Here is a 15112-nt window from a genome sequence, read left to right on the forward strand (position 1 = left end):
CGCGACCGCATCGAGCGCATGAACCCGGCGACGTCCCCCTGCCCCGGCCTGCATGGCGAGACGTGGCAGAGGGTCCACGCGGCGATGCTCGACTTCCTCGAGCGCTTCGGAGCGGAGGCGGTGGATCTCGGCTGGAGCGAGCTCGACCTGTTCGGGATCCATCCCACGGTCGGCACCGTCCGGGTGGACCATTGTGGTGCCCTGGTGCTGGGCGGGCGCACGGTGCAGTGGATCAATTCGACCCGGATCGGCTTCGGCGACCTGACCTACTATCGCGACACACCCGGTCGGCCGCGGGACATCCCGATCTGGGCTTATGGGGGCTGAGGCGATAGGCCGGGCGCGAACACCGCGAGCGTGAGGGAACTGCGATGAGCCGTCGGATGTGGGCCGTGCTGGGGCTGGCCGTCGGCTGTATGAGCACGCTGGCGAGCCGGCCGGCGTCGGCCGAGCGGTTCGATGGCGACCGCCTGATCGTCATCGACGGCGATACCGTCGCCCTCCCCTGCGCCGTGCCCGTGCGCGGCTGTGCCGAGAAGGTCCGTTTGAGTGGGATCGACACGCCGGAGGTGTCTCGGCCGCGCTGCGAGGCCGAGCGGATCGCTGGCCTGAAGGCGAAGGAGCGCTTGGCCCGCCTGATCCGCGGACAGGCCGTCGAGCTGGCGCGCGCCGGCGAGACCGATCGCTACGGCCGGACGCTCGGGACGTTGCGGGTGCCAGCGGGAGAGGTCAGCGCGATCCTGATGCGGGAGGGCCTGGCGGTGGCCTACCGGCCGGGCCGGAAGGCTTGGGAGGAGCGGGCGGATCACTGGTGCCGCTCGGATCGGCGCTGAGGAGCCGGGCGACCGAATTCCGAGGGACGACGAGGCGCCGGGGGGATTCCTCGGACTCTCTGCCGTGCTAGCGTGGCCGGACCGTGCCGATCCGCCCCGAACACCGCCACTTCTACCCGATCGACTGGCCGCAGCTCTCGGCGGTGATCCGCTTCGGCCGGGCCGGCGGGTTCTGCGAGCGCTGCGGACGCCCGCATGGGCGGGTCATCGTCTGCGTCGATGACGGGAGCTGGTACGATGCCGACGGCGGCGTCTGGCGCTCGGGCCGGGGGCGCATTCTGCGGCGCATGCCAGACCTGGCGAGTGCCCGGCTGACCCGGCCGATCCTGGCCGCCTGCCACCGCGAGCACGACACCAGCCGCAACGGCCCCGCCGATCTCGCCGCCTGGTGCCAGCGCTGCCACCTGGAGCACGACCGGCCGGAGCACATCCGGCGGCGACGCCTGACCTTCCTGCGCCGCCGGGCGCTGGGGGACCTGTTCCTCGGGCTGTATCCGGTGCTCTGATGACAGTCGAATCCGACAGGTCACGCCTAGCCGCGCTGATCGATGGGAAGGACCGTGCGCTGCTCGCCGCGTTCCTGCGCGACGAGGGGACCGACTTTGCCCTCAAGCGGCTTCCTATTACCCACATCCTGGTGATGCTCGGGCGAACGTGGCACCGAGCATGATGTCGGCGAGCCGGGCGAAGCCGCGCCACATGACGAGATTGCCGGGCGGCGGGTCCCGTGAGCGGGCGAGGTAGCCGCCGAGGCGCGCGACCTTCACCACGTAGGCCGAGAGAGTTCGCCCGCCGGCCGCCCGATCGGGGACGAGGCGATCGAGCAGCGCGATCTCGGCAGCGGTGACGGCCAAGCGCGGGTCCGCACCCGGCGCCGCGCGGCCCACCATGGTCGTCCAGAACACCCGCCACGCCAGGATGCAGAACACCGCGATCAGCTTGACGAGGCGCTCGGCCGTGCGCAGCCGTGCATCTTCGGCGCGGCAGCCGGTCTTCAGGATGTGGTGGAACACCTCGATCTTCCACCGCCGGGCATACCAGCGCAGTTTCTCGACGGCTTGGTCGGGATCGTCGACGGGCAGGTCGGTGATCAGCCGCCAGTCGATCGCGGGGCGGTCCTTCGGCGTCCCCGGCTCGCGGGCGTGGAGGACGGTGAGCGACAGCGCGGGATAGCATTTTTGCTTGCCGATCGGCGGCGGCACTGTGATGCGGCGGTAGCGCAGTTCGACCGCGGCCGTGCCGAGCCGCCCCGCCCGGTCGCGGACCTCGACGCGATGCAGGCCCTGGACGGCGACCTCGCTCATCGCGTCGGTGATCGTGTGCCGACCGTCGCCGGCCAGCCGGTCGACGCAGCTGCGCACTATGAAGTGCGTGCCGAGGCCGTGGGCCAAGCAGAACAGCTCGTAGATGTCGCTCTCGCGGTCGCCGACGTGGACGCAGCGGCTCGGCGCGCCGAACAATCCAGGGCTTCGAGGCCATGCTCTGGCTCCTCAAGGGCTTTGGGTTTGCCGGCGCGTGGAGTGTGCGCGAGCGGAATTGGTTGCTCGGGCTCTAGCTCAAAGTAGGGATAGATGTGTTACATGGTGTCGACGCCGTCAGAGGCGGATAGAACGCTACCGAATTTTACAGTTGACGTTCGGCCGAGCTGCAACAAGCCGGGTTCTCAGAACCAATTGATCTCCCAGCCTTAACTATGAAAATTAGTCTAAGGTTATATTTGAACAGCGATTATGCCCGATCTGGACTGGACGAGCTTAGGAGATCCTCTCGAAACTTTGCGTCGAGACGCTGCATGAAGTGCTCAGCACAGCACATGTGTTTGTGCATTTCAACGCTGACCGCATCTGCATCCTCCGCGCGTAAGGCAGTGACAAGTGCCCGATGGCTGGCAACGTTGTGACTTCCAAAGGCTTCGTGTTCAACTAGGCTTTCACTGCGAAACTCAACCAAGTCGCGTAGCAGGCTGTTTAGGAACCGACACATAAACACTAGCAAGTGATTATCACTTGCATCACATAACATGTCGTGAAAATCGACCTCAATAATACGGCCAATCCTGCGCTGACCGCTCGTGTTAGCTGCCTCGCACTCTGCAATATTTGCCTCCAGACGTTGGAAGTCATGAGGCTTCAAGCGCCCGATCACGCTGATGCTCAGCGCTACCTCCAAACTGCGGCGTAAGGCGTAGACATGGGCAAAATCAAGTTCCTGGAAGTGGAAGAAGCGACGCAATTGTTGTGCGGCGGCATCAGTGGAGATCGGGCGGATTTCGGCGCCGCCATTCGGACCGGACTGCATCGCCACAAGGCCCTGGACCTCGAGAGCCTTCAGTGCTTCTCGGATCGTCCCCTTAGCGCAGCTATAATGCTCCATCAGGGCACGTTCGTTCGGCAGGCGGTCACCCGGCAGCAAACGGTCGCGGGCGATGCGCCTACACAGGTCCTCGGCAATCTGGTCGGAGAGTTTGATGCGGCGCATCGGCGCCGGGTTCTGCTTCATCCTTGGACCGGGCGCAGTCATTGCGGATTCCAGGCCACGTTTTGGTCCAGAGGAAAGATCGGGCGGGCGAGCTTCTCGAACGTGAACAGCCCGTAGTCGGAACTGGTTACGCCGCGGCTCGCGCACTCCACGACGGTACATGCGATTGGCTCGAAGACGGGTCGACAGTACATCCGCGATTTTAGGATCAGGACTCGTGCCGTGGCCGGGTTGATTCCGCAAGCGGTGAACACGCCGAGGTCCCATGGCTCGTGCGGCTGCTCACTGACAAGGATGCGGGCCCTCCCCGTATCGATCACCGCCGCCCGGCCCATGCTGCAGCGCTGTCCCGTATAGGTCGGGCCGGTGATACGATATTCGCCGTCGCCGACCGCTGCCACGGTGCCGGCGACTGTGAGGGGCAACCTAGGGCCGAAACCCGGCAGGGGGACGCGATTGCCGATCTCCAGTTCGACCCGGGCGCCGACGCCGGCCGCGTGCAGGATGGAGACGGCGCGGGGGTCGCAGATCGGGCCGGCAACGATGCCCTCGAGGCCGGCCTCGAGGGCGTTGGCGAGCACGTCCATCACGTCGCAGGTGCCCCCCGACATGCAGTTGTCGCCGTGGTCGAGGAGAAGCACCGGGCCGTCGCCCGGCCCGGCTAGCGCAGCCTGTGCCGCTGCGATGGACTCGGCCAGGGGCGCCTCGTCATAGACGAAGCTTTCGCGGTTGCCCCAGAGCCCTGCGGCGAGGTCTCGGGCTGCCTCGTCGGCGGCCTCCTGACTTTCCGCCGTGACCGTGACGGAGACACCGGTCTCGGCGAGATCCGCAAGGGAGAAGCCGCCGAAGATCGTGGCCGCCAGTACGCCGGGACGGGTCTCGACTGTCTGAGCCGCCAGGACGGCGTCTCGCATCGGTCCCGCCACGCGGGTGTCCATGCGCAGGGTGTGGGCGAGCATCGGAGGATGTATCCAGGCCCTAGCCGGCCGTAGCCCCTCGTCGAGCATTCGTCCGACGATGCCGGCCACGCGCTCGCCGGTCTCGGCCATGTCAACGTGCGGGTAGGACTTGAAGCCTGCCAGCACGTCGCAATTGTCGACCACCCGGCCGGTGATGTTGCCGTGAAGATCCAGAGCGACCCCGATGGGCGTGCCGGGCGCGATTTCGCGGATGCGGGCGAGAAGCTCGCCCTCCCCGTCGTCGTGGCTCTCGGTCACCATCGCCCCGTGAAGGTCAAGGAGGATGGCGTCGCAGCCGGGGCGGATCGCCTCGAGAAGCGCGGCGCAGAGCGCCTCGAAGGCGGAGTCCGCCACGGGTCCGCTCGGATTCGCTTGAGCCGACACCGGCACCGAAACGACTGCCCCGCGCGCCTGCGCGAACCGAATGAAGGCGCCTAGCGCCGTGGAGGCGTCCCGCCCGGCCGCCAGGGCATCATCCCCCCAGAGCGGATTGAAGCTGGTAAGCGGGGTCGCGAGGGGCGAGAACGTGTTGGTCTCGTGGTTCACCCTGGCTGTGACGATACGCATGAACGCGCCTTCTTGAGCGGCGCATCAGGCCGCCGAGCTGCTTGTGCGGGAATCATAGTCGAGCACGGCGTCGAGGAGAACCTGTGCGCCGGCCGCGCATTCCGATGGCGTCGTCGATTCCGCCGGGTTGTGGCTGAGGCCGCCGGCGCTCGGCACAAACACCATGGTGGTCGGCACGAGGCCCGCCAGATGCGCCGCGTCGTGGCCGGCGCCCGAAACGATATCGCGGGTGGCGTGCCCGCCCTTATCGGCCGCGCGCCGCACGGAGGCGATGCAGTCGAGATCGAAAGCGACCGGGGCGGTCCGGGCAATGGGACGCAGCTGCGAGGCGAGGGACAGGTCGCTGGCGATGCTGTCGAGCACCTCGCTCATGGCCGCCTCCATGGCGTCGAGCACGGCGTCGTCGGGGTGGCGCAGATCCACGGTGAGAAACACGTGGCCGGGGATCACATTGTGGGAGTTGGGCGTCACGCAGAGGTGGCCGACCGTGCCGACGGCGTCGGGGGCGTGCGCGTGCGCCGCGGCATCCACCGCTTCCACGAGGCGCGCGGCGCCGAGGAGCGCATTGCGCCGCATCGCCATCGGGGTCGAGCCGGTATGGGCGGACTGCCCCTCCAGGGTAACCTCGTACCAGCGCATGCCCTGCACGCCCTGCACGACGCCGATGGTAGCCCCTTGCGCCTCCAGGATCGGCCCCTGCTCAATATGGAGTTCGAACATCGCGCCGAACGGCACGGAGCCCGGTGCCGCCACGCCGCGATAGCCGATGGCGTCGAGCGCTGCGCCGAAGCAGGTTCCCGCCGCGTCCTCACGGGCCTCGGCCCAGTCGCCGGCATAGATGCCCGCATAGACCCCAGAGCCGAGCATGGCGGGGGCGAAGCGCGCGCCCTCCTCGTTGGTCCAGTTCACCAGCAGCAGCGGCGCCTCGGTGACGTAGGCGGCCCCGTCCAGGGTGCGGAGCACCTCGAGCCCGGCGAGCACGCCGAGCACACCGTCGAACCTGCCGCCGGTGGGCTGGGTGTCGAGGTGGCTGCCGAATGCGATGGGCTTCAGGTCCGGGTTCCGGCCGGGGCGCAGGGCGAACATGTTGCCCACCGCATCCACCGTGAGGGTGCAGCCGAGCGCTTCGACCTGGACCCGGAGCCAGTCGCGCACTTGGCGGTCCTCGTCGCTCAGGGTCAGGCGGGCAATGCCGCCGTCGGAAGTGGCACCGATGGCGGCGGTCTCGGTCAGGGTGTCCCAGAGGCGCTCGGCGTTGATGGTGAGGTTCGACATGGATGTCCTGGGTTCGCTGCAGTTCACGCCGCCTTGACGCCGAGGAAGCGGTCGCGCGCCGCCTCGTCGGCCATGAATTCGCCATTGGCGGCCGCGTAGGCGACGCGGCCGAGTTCGAGGATGTAGTGGCGGTCGGCCAGCGCGGTGCAGACGGCCAGATTCTGCTCCACCAGCAGAATCGGCACGCCCGCCGCCCGGATGGCACGGATCTGCGTCACGATCTCCTCCACGATGACGGGGGCAAGGCCCTCCACCGGCTCGTCGAGCATGAGGAGCTTCGGTCCGCTCAGGAGCGCGCGGGCGATGGACAGCATCTGCTGCTCGCCTCCTGAGAGCTGCGCGCCCCCGTTGCGGCGGCGCTCCTCCAAGCGTGGAAACATCGCGAAGATGTCCTTGAGCGCCCAGGGCGAGCCCTTGCGCTCGGCGATGGCCAGGTTCTCCTCGACGCTGAGCAAGCTGAAGATGCCGCGATCCTCCGGCACGAGGGTGAGGCCGGCCCGGGCGATGCGGTGGGCGGGCCAGCCGGCGACCTCGGTGCCCTGAAAGCGCACGCTGCCCCAGCGCGGGGTGATGAGGCCGCATATGGCCTTCAGGGTCGAGGTCTTGCCAGCGCCGTTGCGCCCGAGCAGGCAGACGATCTCGCCGTCCCGCACCTCCAGGCTGACGCCCTGGAGGATATGGCTCTTGCCGTAGAAACCCTGGACCCCGTCCAGGGCGAGGGCGATGGGGCCGCTCATGGCACGAGGTCTCCCGTGATCATGTTGCCGAGATACGCCCGGCGCACCTCCGGGTCGTCGCGGACCCGGCCCGGCGGCCCCTCCACCAGCACGCGGCCGGCCCGCATCACCGTGACGGTGTCGGAGATGTTCATCACAATGCCCATGTTGTGCTCGATGAAGAGCACGGTGTGGTCGCGTCCGAGGTCGCGAATCAGCACCGTCATCGCCGCAATGTCGTCGATGCCCATGCCGGAGGTCGGCTCGTCGAGGAGGATGACCTTCGGCGCCGCCGCCATCGCCATCCCGACCTCGAGGCGCCGCTGCTGGCCGTGCGACAGTTCGCCGGCCGCGCGCAGGGCCACCCGTGTGAGGTCGAGGCGCTCCAGCATCGCCTCGGCCATGGCCAGCGCCGGCCGGTTGGCTTCGGTCCGGCGCCAGGGGGGCAGCGCCTGCCAGGGCGTCTTGCCCTGCGCTGCCAGTCGCAGGTTCTCGCGCACGCTCAGGGTGGGGAACAGGCTGGTGACCTGGAAGGAGCGGGCGAGGCCGAGGCGCACGCGCTCGTGGTCCGACGTGCGGGTGATGTCCCGGCCGCCTAACGTGATGCGCCCGCCCGAGGGCGCGATCCGGCCGGTCAGCGCGTGGAACAGCGTGGTCTTGCCGGCCCCGTTCGGCCCGATGATCGAGTGGACGCTGTTCTCGGCGATGCGAAGGGTTACGTCTTGCAGGGCGACGAAACTGCCGTAGCGGACGCCGAGCGCTTCGGTGGCGAGGAGGGGCGCACTCATCGGGCGACTTCCGGTGCGTGGGCGACGGGGGGGGGCGTTACGACCGGCCGGGCCGGGTCGTCGGGCGGGGGCGCCTGCGTCACCAGGGCGATGGCGCGCTCGATCAGGCCCCAGAGGCCGCGCTGGAGGAACAGCGTGATGACGATGAGCAGGAGGCCGAGGGCAAGGAGCCACCGCGGCCAGATCTCCGAGAGGGCGTCGGCGGCCAGCAGATAGGCCCCAGCGCCGAGCAGCGAGGCGAACAGATTCGCGCTGCCGCCAATGATCGTCATGATCAGCAGGGTCTCGCTGGTGTGGTAGTCGATGTTGGAGAGGGGCGCGACGCCGATCAACATCGCGTGGAGCGCGCCGGCAAACGCGGTGACCGCGCCTGAGATCGCGAAAGCCGCGACCTTGAAGGCCCGCACCGGGTAGCCGATGGCGCCTGCCCGGGCCTCGTTGTCGCGAATGGCGAGCAGGGTTCGGCCGAAGGTCGACAACGCCACCCGCTGGAGTGCTGCGAAGAGGACGAGAAAGAGCACCGCGACGTAGGCGTAGTAGGTCCACGGATCGGTCAGGCGCGTGCCGACCAGGGTCGGGCGCGGAATGTCGAGGAAGCCGTTGTCGCCCCCCGTGATGCCGCTGAACGTGTAGGCCAGGAAGTAGAACATCTGCGAGAAGGCCAACGTCAGCATCACGAAGTAGACGCCCTGGCGGCGGATCGAGATCCAGCCCACCACCGCCGCCACGAGAGCGCCTACGCTCAACGAAACCGCAAGCATCACGGGGGCCGGCAGCCCGGCCCGGACAAGGCCGAGGCCGGCCACGTAGCTGCCGATCCCGAAGAAGATGCCCTGGCCGAAGGAGAGGAGGCCGGTATAGCCGAGCAGCAAGTTGCAGGCAGCGACCGCCAGCCCAAAGATCAGGATCTCGCTGGCGAGGGTGCCTGAGCGCATAACGAGCGGCAGGATCAGCACGGCGGCAGTTGCAAGGCCAAATTGGACAAGGGGCCGGTCGAGGACGGGGATCATAACAGATTTCTCCTCAGGCCCGGCCGAGCAGGCCGCGCGGCATCGCCATGATGATGCCGGCCATGCCAAGATAGATCACGAGGCGCGCGCCCTCGGGCCAAAGCGTCGCCATCAAGCTCTGAGCGACGCCCACTAGGATGCCGGCGGCGAGCGCCCCTGCGTAGCTGCCCATCCCGCCGATCACCACCACCACGAAGGCGATCCCGAGCGCCTCGACGCCCATGAAGGGCTCGACGCCCCGGATCGGAGCCGCGAGCGCACCGGCGAGCCCGGCGAGCCCCGCACCGAGGGCGAAGACGGCCGTGTTGATGCTCAACGTATCGTAGCCGAGCAGCGCCATGTTCTGCGGCGATTCTGATCCGGCCCGCACGATGGCTCCGAGGCGCGTCCGATCCAGGAGCCACCACAGGGCGGCGGCGAGAATCACCGTGAAGCCGATCACGAAGAGTCGGTACTCGGGATAGATGAAGTCGCCGAGGATCATGACGCCGCTCAGTTCGTCGGGCGCCGCTACGTTACCGCCGAGCGGCCCCCAGACGATGATGACGAGTTCCTGCACCACGAGCGCGAGCCCGACGGTGACGAGGATGTGGAAGGTGTGAGGCAGCTTGTAGACCCGGCGTAGGAGCAGCCGTTCCGTCATTCCGGCAAGCGCCGCGACGATCACGGCCGCCATAGGCATCGCCACCCAGAAACTCAGACCCCGCTCGACCCCTTCGTAGGCCAAATAAGCGCCGAGCAGGTAGAATGCCCCGTGAGCGAAGTTCACGAATTGCAGCAGCCCGAAGATGATGCTCAATCCTACTGCTAGCAGGAAATAAAGCAACCCAAGTCCGACGCCGTTCAGGATCTGAAAGAGATAGGTCACGCAAGGTCCTAATGTTGGACTTCAACACTCACCCTTGCTGCATCTTGCAGCCGGCAGCTTCGGGAGAAAGGAACGACTTGCCGGCATTTACGACGTTGGCAAAGTCGTCCTTATCCTTCATTGCGGACTTCGCCTTGCCCTTCAGCAGGTAGTAGTCCTTGATGACCTGGTGATCGGCGGCACGAATCTCCTCATGCCCCGTCAGTCCAGAATAGCCGAGGCCCTCCAGAGCTTTGATGACAGCAGGACCTTCCGCAGAGCCGGCCTTCGCGACTGCGTCGAGGAGCAGCTTGGTGATCTGGTAGGAGCCGGCGAAGGAGTAGTTCGGCGTCATCTTCGCGCTTTCACGGAGCTTTGACACCAACTCCTTGTTGAGGGGCGAATCGATGCCGTGCCAGTACTGCGCTCCGAAGTATACGCCCTCGCACAGGTCTGCTCCCAGAGCCTCGAATTGCTCCAGGCCTGAAGCCCAGGCCAGCACAATGGTCATGCGCTTCTTGAGGCCGAAGCTGACGGCCTGACGGAGCGCATCCGAAGATTGCGAACCAAAATTGAGGAGCAACAGCACGTCGGGCTTGGCTGCGATGGCATTGGTCAGGTAGCCGCTGAATTCCTTCTCGGCCAGCGAATGGTAGCTGTTGCCGACATGTTCGATGCCCTTCTCCTGGAACACCACCTTGGCGGCGCTCAGCAGGCCCTCGCCGAACACGTATTGCGGTGTGATGGTGTACCAGCGCTTGGCCTGCGGCATCTGCTCGATCAGCGGCCGCACGGTCTGCGCGATAGCCCCGAAGGTCGGCACGCTCCAGCGGAAGGTGCCGCGGTTGCAGTCCGAACCGGTGATCTCGTCCGCCCCCGCCGTGGTGATGAAGACGCCCTCAGACTTCGTCGCTTCCTTGCCCATCACCAGGGCTTCCGATGATAGAATGCCGCCGGCGAACAGACGCGTTCCCTGCGCCATGGCCTCCTGCAGCTTGCGAGCTGCCGGTGCCGGCTTGCCCTCGGTGTCGATGTCCGTGACCACGATCTTGCGCCCGAGCGCCGCGGCAGCCTTCCGGGCGGCAAACGCAGCGCCAAGGGATGCGAATTTGCCGTTGGCGGCGAAAGCTCCGGAGATGGGCAGCGGTGCCCCGATGACGAGAGGCCCATCGGCCGCGCGGGCACTTCGCAGCAAACCAGGAAGCGCGACGCCGGAAACGGCGCCGGCACCGACAACCAAGGAACCCTTTAAAAATGCGCGACGATCTTGCATCCCACCTCCCTCGAACTCTGAATTTTATGAAATGATTCGAACTATACGCATAGAATGATGTTTGCTCCGCTCCGTCAAGCGGGGAGGCTATGTATGGCACCCCAGTAGTATGAAATTTGAGCGATTGCTCTGATTTCAGGCACGGTCGCCCTTGCAGGCGGCAAATCCGAAAAAATCGGCGTCAAAACAAATATAGCATCCGCTTTTATCAATACGGCACGGGCGTTCCGATTGGCGCCCGAGCCGAACTGCCGGGCTACGGTCGTGGCGGCCGAAGGTGGCATTCCTTCATTGCCTCACCCACTCCGGGATCAAAGGTGCCGAAAAGTTCAAAGTGGTTCGTATTGATTCAGAGTGCCTCATAAAACTCCCGATCATCGCCGCTTGCCCTGAACACGACAGCGCAACAGGAGTTTTGTGAGAAACAATCAGAACGTTGGCGGCGTGCAAGCACTGACCACCTCGCAGGCGACCGGACCGATGCAGCGGAAGCGATGAGGACGGCGGCTCTCGAAGAAGTAGGCGTCGCCGGGACCGAGAATCCGGCGCTCGTCGTCCACGAACACTTCGAGCCGGCCCGATAGGATGATGCCGCCCTCCTCGCCGTCATGGACGAGGGGCACCCGGCCCGTATCGGCGCCGGGTTCGTAACGTTCCCTGAGGATCTGCAGCGATCGGCCGAACAACGTATCTCCGACCTGACGGTAGGAGATCGGTCCCTTGCCGATCTCGGTGAGTTCGTCGGCCCGGTAGAAGGCCTTGCGCGGGCTCTCCGGCTCGACCGCGAAAAACTCGGACAATCCGATGGGGATGCCGTCGAGGATGCGCTTCAGGGCGCCGACGGAAGGGTTCACCCCGTTCGACTCGATGAGGGAGATCGTCGAGTTCGGCACACCCGTGCGCTTGGCGAGGGCGCGTTGCGAGAGGCCGTGAAGGCCGCGAACGTAACGAAGCCGTGCACCGAGATCGATGCTCATTGAAACCTCGCTGAGCCGCAGCCGTGTTAGGGATGTTCAGGATTTGCAAACATCTGTCATGGCGGCCCAAGCTTTTCAAGCACATGGCGCGGCAGAGAAAAGGACTTGTTCGCGATGCACGATCGGTGCTTTTTCCCAGCCCATCGACGTCAACCCGAAGGATTGCCATGGACCCGCACACCGCTACGAATTCACCGGGCCTTGACGCCTACTGGATGCCGTTCACAGCCAACCGCCAGTTCAAGGCGGCACCCCGGATGCTCGCATCCGCCAAGGACATGCACTACACGGCTACAGACGGGCGCAGCGTTCTCGACGGAACCGCCGGCCTCTGGTGCGTCAATGCCGGGCACGGACGCCAGGACATCGCCTCGGCGGTGGAGCGCCAACTCACCACCCTTGATTTCGCGCCCTCGTTCCAGATGGGGCACCCCGCCGCCTTTGACTTCGCCGAGCGACTGGCCGCCATCGCGCCGGGCGGCCCCGAAGCGAAGCTCGACCGGGTATTCTTTACCGGTTCGGGGTCAGAATCCGTTGATACCGCCCTCAAGATCGCGCTCGCCTACCAGCGCGCCATCGGCCAGGGCACGCGCACCAAACTGATCGGGCGCGAGCGCGGCTATCACGGGGTCGGCTTCGGCGGCATCTCGGTGGGGGGCCTCGTCAACAACCGTCGCGTCTTTCCGCTTCTGCCGGGCGTCGATCACCTGCGCCACACCCACGACCTGGAGCGCAATGCCTTCACCCATGGCCTGCCGGAGCATGGGGCGGACCTCGCAGACGACCTCGAGCGCCTCGTCGCCCTTCACGGGGCCGAGACCATCGCAGCCTGCATCGTCGAGCCCGTCGCCGGCTCCACGGGCGTGCTTCTGCCGCCCAAGGGCTATCTCGAGCGTCTGCGGGCGATCTGCGACCGGCATGGAATCCTGCTGATCTTCGACGAGGTCATCACCGGGTTCGGCCGCCTCGGCACGCCCTTCGCCACGGATTACTTCGGCGTCGTTCCCGACCTCGTCACCACCGCCAAGGGCCTCACGAACGGCGCCCTGCCGATGGGCGCCGTGTTCTGCGCGCGGGCGGTGCACGATGCGATGATGCACGGCCCCGAGGCGGTGATCGAGCTGTTCCATGGCTATACTTATTCGGGGCACCCGGTGGCCTGCGCCGCCGGCCTCGCCACCCTCGACATCTACGAGCGGGAAGGCCTGCTGACGCGCGGTGCCGAGCTTGCGGACGCGTGGGCCGGCACGATGCATGGCCTGCGCGCCGCCGGCCACGTCATCGACATCCGCACCATCGGCCTCGTCGCCGGAATCGAACTGGCGCCCCGGCCCGGTGCGCCGGGCGCACGGGCCTACGACGTCTTCGTCGATTGCTTCGAACGCGGCCTGCTCATCCGCGTTACGGGCGACATCATCGCCTTGTCGCCGCCGTTGATCGTGGACCCCGAGCAAATCGACACGATGGCGTCGATGCTGGGCGATGCCATCGCCCGCGCCGCCTGATCTTTCGTCAGTTTCTGCCCTTCAAGGATTCTTCAATGACCACTGTGATCAACCACTACATCGGCGGGAGAACCGTCGCCGGCACCAGCGGGCGCAGCGCTCCCGTTTTCAACCCCGCTACGGGCGAGGAGACCGGCCGCGTCGCCCTCGCCGACACGGCGGACGTGAACGCCGCGGTCGCGGCCGCCAAGGCCGCCGCCCCCGGCTGGGCGAAGACCACACCCCTGCGCCGCGCCCGCATCCTCAACGCCTTCCTGCGCATCGCCGAGGACCGCACCGACGAGCTCGCCGCCCTCATCACCGCCGAGCACGGCAAGGTGCTCTCCGACGCGCGCGGCGAGATCCAGCGCGGGCTCGAGGTGGTGGAGTTCGCGACCTCCGCGCCGCAACTCCTCAAGGGCGAGGTGACGGAGAACGTCGGCACCCGCGTCGACAGCCACTCCCTGCGCCAGCCGCTCGGCGTGGTGGCCGGCATCACGCCGTTCAACTTCCCCGTCATGGTGCCGATGTGGATGTTCCCTCTGGCGCTCGCCTGCGGCAACTGCTTCGTCTTGAAGCCCTCCGAGCGCGACCCGTCCCCCGCCCTGCTGGTGGCCGCCTGGCTCAAGGAGGCGGGCCTGCCCGACGGCGTGTTCAACGTGGTCCACGGCGACAAGGCGGCAGTGGACTCCCTCCTCCGCCATCCCGACATCGCCGCCGTCAGCTTCGTCGGCTCGACCCCGATCGCCCGATACATCTACGCCACGGCTACCGCCCAGGGTAAGCGCGCCCAGTGCCTCGGCGGCGCCAAGAACCACATGATCGTGATGCCCGATGCCGACCTCGACCAGGCGGTGGACGCCCTGATGGGCGCGGCCTACGGCTCGGCCGGCGAACGCTGCATGGCGATCTCGGTGGCGGTGCCGGTGGGTGAGAAGACCGCCGACGCACTGATCGAGCGGCTGATCCCGAAGGTGCGTGCGCTGAAGGTCGGCCCCGGCACCGACCCGGACTCCGAGATGGGTCCGCTGGTGACGCGCCAGCACTACGACAAGGTGCGCGGCTACATCGACCAGGGGGTGGCCGAAGGCGCCGAACTCCTCGTCGACGGGCGCGACCTCAAGCTCCAGGGCTATGACGACGGTTTCTTCCTCGGCGGCACGCTGTTCGACCGCGTGACGCCCGACATGACGATCTACAGGGAGGAGATCTTCGGCCCCGTCCTCGCCGTGACCCGGGCGCCCGACTACGCCACCGCCGCGCGCCTCATCAACGAACACGAGTTCGGCAACGGCACGGCAATCTTCACCCGCGACGGCGACGCCGCGCGCGAGTTCGCCCACGCGATCGAGGTCGGAATGGTGGGCATCAACGTGCCGATCCCGGTGCCGATGGCGTTCCACTCCTTCGGCGGCTGGAAGGCCTCGCTGTTCGGCGACCACCACATGCATGGCCCCGAGGGCGTCCGGTTCTACACCCGGCTCAAGACCATCACCACCCGCTGGCCGACCGGCATCCGGGCCGGCGCCGACTTCGTCATGCCGACGATGAGCTGAAGGCGGGGCTAGCATCAAGTACAGGGCGGGCTACGGAGGATCGGAGCCCGCGAACGTGATCGGCCGGCTGTTGCGACATCGTCAGCCGGTCGATCGAAGCAAAATCATGCGTTCGGTGCGCCCCGCACCTAAGATCATCGGGGCTGATGGTCTCATCAAGCTCGTTCAATGGCATGTCTGAGGCGATAGAGCATCGTCCCGAAAGGTGGTTGCCGGCTTCCGGAACAGATGATGCGAAAACAAGAGCCTAAAGCGTCGTCCTAAATCAGGTATCCAGGACGATGCTTTAGACATGACGACTATGCCGCGAGAACGCCCCATGGCACGCATCCCCCGGGCAGCCCTCGCA

At 66.7% G+C, this 15112-nt stretch carries 15 protein-coding genes and 1 pseudogene; 6 read left to right on the plus strand and 10 right to left on the minus strand.

Going from position 1 to position 15112, the window contains the following annotated elements; all coding sequences use genetic code 11:
* The 3 genes from MKK50_RS00765 to MKK50_RS00775 form a co-directional block, all read left to right on the plus strand.
* Nucleotides 1–327, plus strand: a 327-nt coding sequence (locus MKK50_RS00765; protein WP_499019728.1) for a hypothetical protein, incomplete at its 5' end; no start/stop codon positions are given.
* 44 nt (nucleotides 328–371) lie between these two features.
* On the plus strand, nucleotides 372–833 hold the full coding sequence (locus MKK50_RS00770) for a thermonuclease family protein (RefSeq protein WP_209688080.1): 462 nt from the start codon (nucleotides 372–374) through the stop codon (nucleotides 831–833).
* Nucleotides 834–916: 83 nt separating this feature from the next.
* The gene (locus MKK50_RS00775) at nucleotides 917–1339 is read left to right on the plus strand and encodes a hypothetical protein (protein WP_209688079.1); all 423 of its coding nucleotides are present in this window, start codon (nucleotides 917–919) and stop codon (nucleotides 1337–1339) included.
* A 117-nt stretch (nucleotides 1340–1456) separates the two neighbouring features.
* On the opposite strand, the gene MKK50_RS00780 is transcribed toward MKK50_RS00775, so the two are convergent.
* Complete coding sequence (locus tag MKK50_RS00780; protein ID WP_367399428.1) at nucleotides 1457–2293, minus strand: IS4 family transposase; 837 nt, start codon at nucleotides 2291–2293, stop codon at nucleotides 1457–1459.
* Between MKK50_RS00780 and MKK50_RS00785 the strand changes: the two are divergent.
* Nucleotides 2278–2388: pseudogene (locus tag MKK50_RS00785) on the plus strand (IS6 family transposase); the annotation flags it as partial. The gene MKK50_RS00780 and the pseudogene MKK50_RS00785 sit on opposite strands and share 16 nt — an antisense overlap.
* Nucleotides 2389–2561: 173 nt before the next feature.
* On the opposite strand, the gene MKK50_RS00790 reads toward MKK50_RS00785, so the two are convergent.
* The 9 genes from MKK50_RS00790 to MKK50_RS00830 form a co-directional block, all read right to left on the minus strand.
* Nucleotides 2562–3332: a FadR/GntR family transcriptional regulator gene (locus MKK50_RS00790; RefSeq protein ID WP_253374198.1), complete on the minus strand. Its 771-nt coding sequence runs from the start codon at nucleotides 3330–3332 to the stop codon at nucleotides 2562–2564.
* 17 nt (nucleotides 3333–3349) lie between these two features.
* A complete protein-coding gene (locus MKK50_RS00795) occupies nucleotides 3350–4837 on the minus strand; it encodes a M81 family metallopeptidase (RefSeq protein WP_209688069.1) in 1488 nt (495 codons plus the stop codon).
* A gap of 24 nt (nucleotides 4838–4861) precedes the next feature.
* Nucleotides 4862–6112: a Zn-dependent hydrolase gene (locus MKK50_RS00800; RefSeq protein WP_209688068.1), complete on the minus strand. Its 1251-nt coding sequence runs from the start codon at nucleotides 6110–6112 to the stop codon at nucleotides 4862–4864.
* 23 nt (nucleotides 6113–6135) lie between these two features.
* Complete coding sequence (locus MKK50_RS00805) at nucleotides 6136–6849, minus strand: ABC transporter ATP-binding protein (protein WP_209688067.1); 714 nt, start codon at nucleotides 6847–6849, stop codon at nucleotides 6136–6138.
* Nucleotides 6846–7616: an ABC transporter ATP-binding protein gene (locus MKK50_RS00810; protein WP_209688066.1), complete on the minus strand. Its 771-nt coding sequence runs from the start codon at nucleotides 7614–7616 to the stop codon at nucleotides 6846–6848. The genes MKK50_RS00805 and MKK50_RS00810 overlap by 4 nt, the downstream gene beginning before the upstream one ends.
* Nucleotides 7613–8626 (minus strand): branched-chain amino acid ABC transporter permease, encoded by a 1014-nt coding sequence (locus MKK50_RS00815; protein WP_209688065.1) that lies wholly within the window; start codon nucleotides 8624–8626, stop codon nucleotides 7613–7615. Before MKK50_RS00815 ends, MKK50_RS00810 begins: the two co-directional genes overlap by 4 nt.
* A 13-nt stretch (nucleotides 8627–8639) precedes the next feature.
* Nucleotides 8640–9494 (minus strand): branched-chain amino acid ABC transporter permease, encoded by an 855-nt coding sequence (locus MKK50_RS00820; protein ID WP_209688064.1) that lies wholly within the window; start codon nucleotides 9492–9494, stop codon nucleotides 8640–8642.
* Nucleotides 9495–9522: 28 nt separating this feature from the next.
* Nucleotides 9523–10746, minus strand: a complete 1224-nt coding sequence (locus MKK50_RS00825) for an ABC transporter substrate-binding protein (RefSeq protein WP_209688063.1) — start codon at nucleotides 10744–10746, stop codon at nucleotides 9523–9525.
* Between the two features lie 428 nt (nucleotides 10747–11174).
* Nucleotides 11175–11723: a cupin domain-containing protein gene (locus MKK50_RS00830; RefSeq protein WP_209688062.1), complete on the minus strand. Its 549-nt coding sequence runs from the start codon at nucleotides 11721–11723 to the stop codon at nucleotides 11175–11177.
* A gap of 167 nt (nucleotides 11724–11890) precedes the next feature.
* Here MKK50_RS00830 and aptA point away from each other — a divergent pair, with 167 nt between their 5' ends.
* Complete coding sequence (gene aptA, locus MKK50_RS00835) at nucleotides 11891–13228, plus strand: omega-aminotransferase AptA (RefSeq protein WP_209688061.1); 1338 nt, start codon at nucleotides 11891–11893, stop codon at nucleotides 13226–13228.
* A 35-nt stretch (nucleotides 13229–13263) separates the two neighbouring features.
* Nucleotides 13264–14763 (plus strand): CoA-acylating methylmalonate-semialdehyde dehydrogenase, encoded by a 1500-nt coding sequence (locus MKK50_RS00840; RefSeq protein WP_209688060.1) that lies wholly within the window; start codon nucleotides 13264–13266, stop codon nucleotides 14761–14763.
* The last annotated feature ends 349 nt before the right edge of the window (nucleotides 14764–15112 follow it).

It is taken from the genome of Methylobacterium sp. J-043, from assembly GCF_022829505.1.
GTDB classification, from domain to species: domain Bacteria; phylum Pseudomonadota; class Alphaproteobacteria; order Rhizobiales; family Beijerinckiaceae; genus Methylobacterium; species Methylobacterium extorquens_A.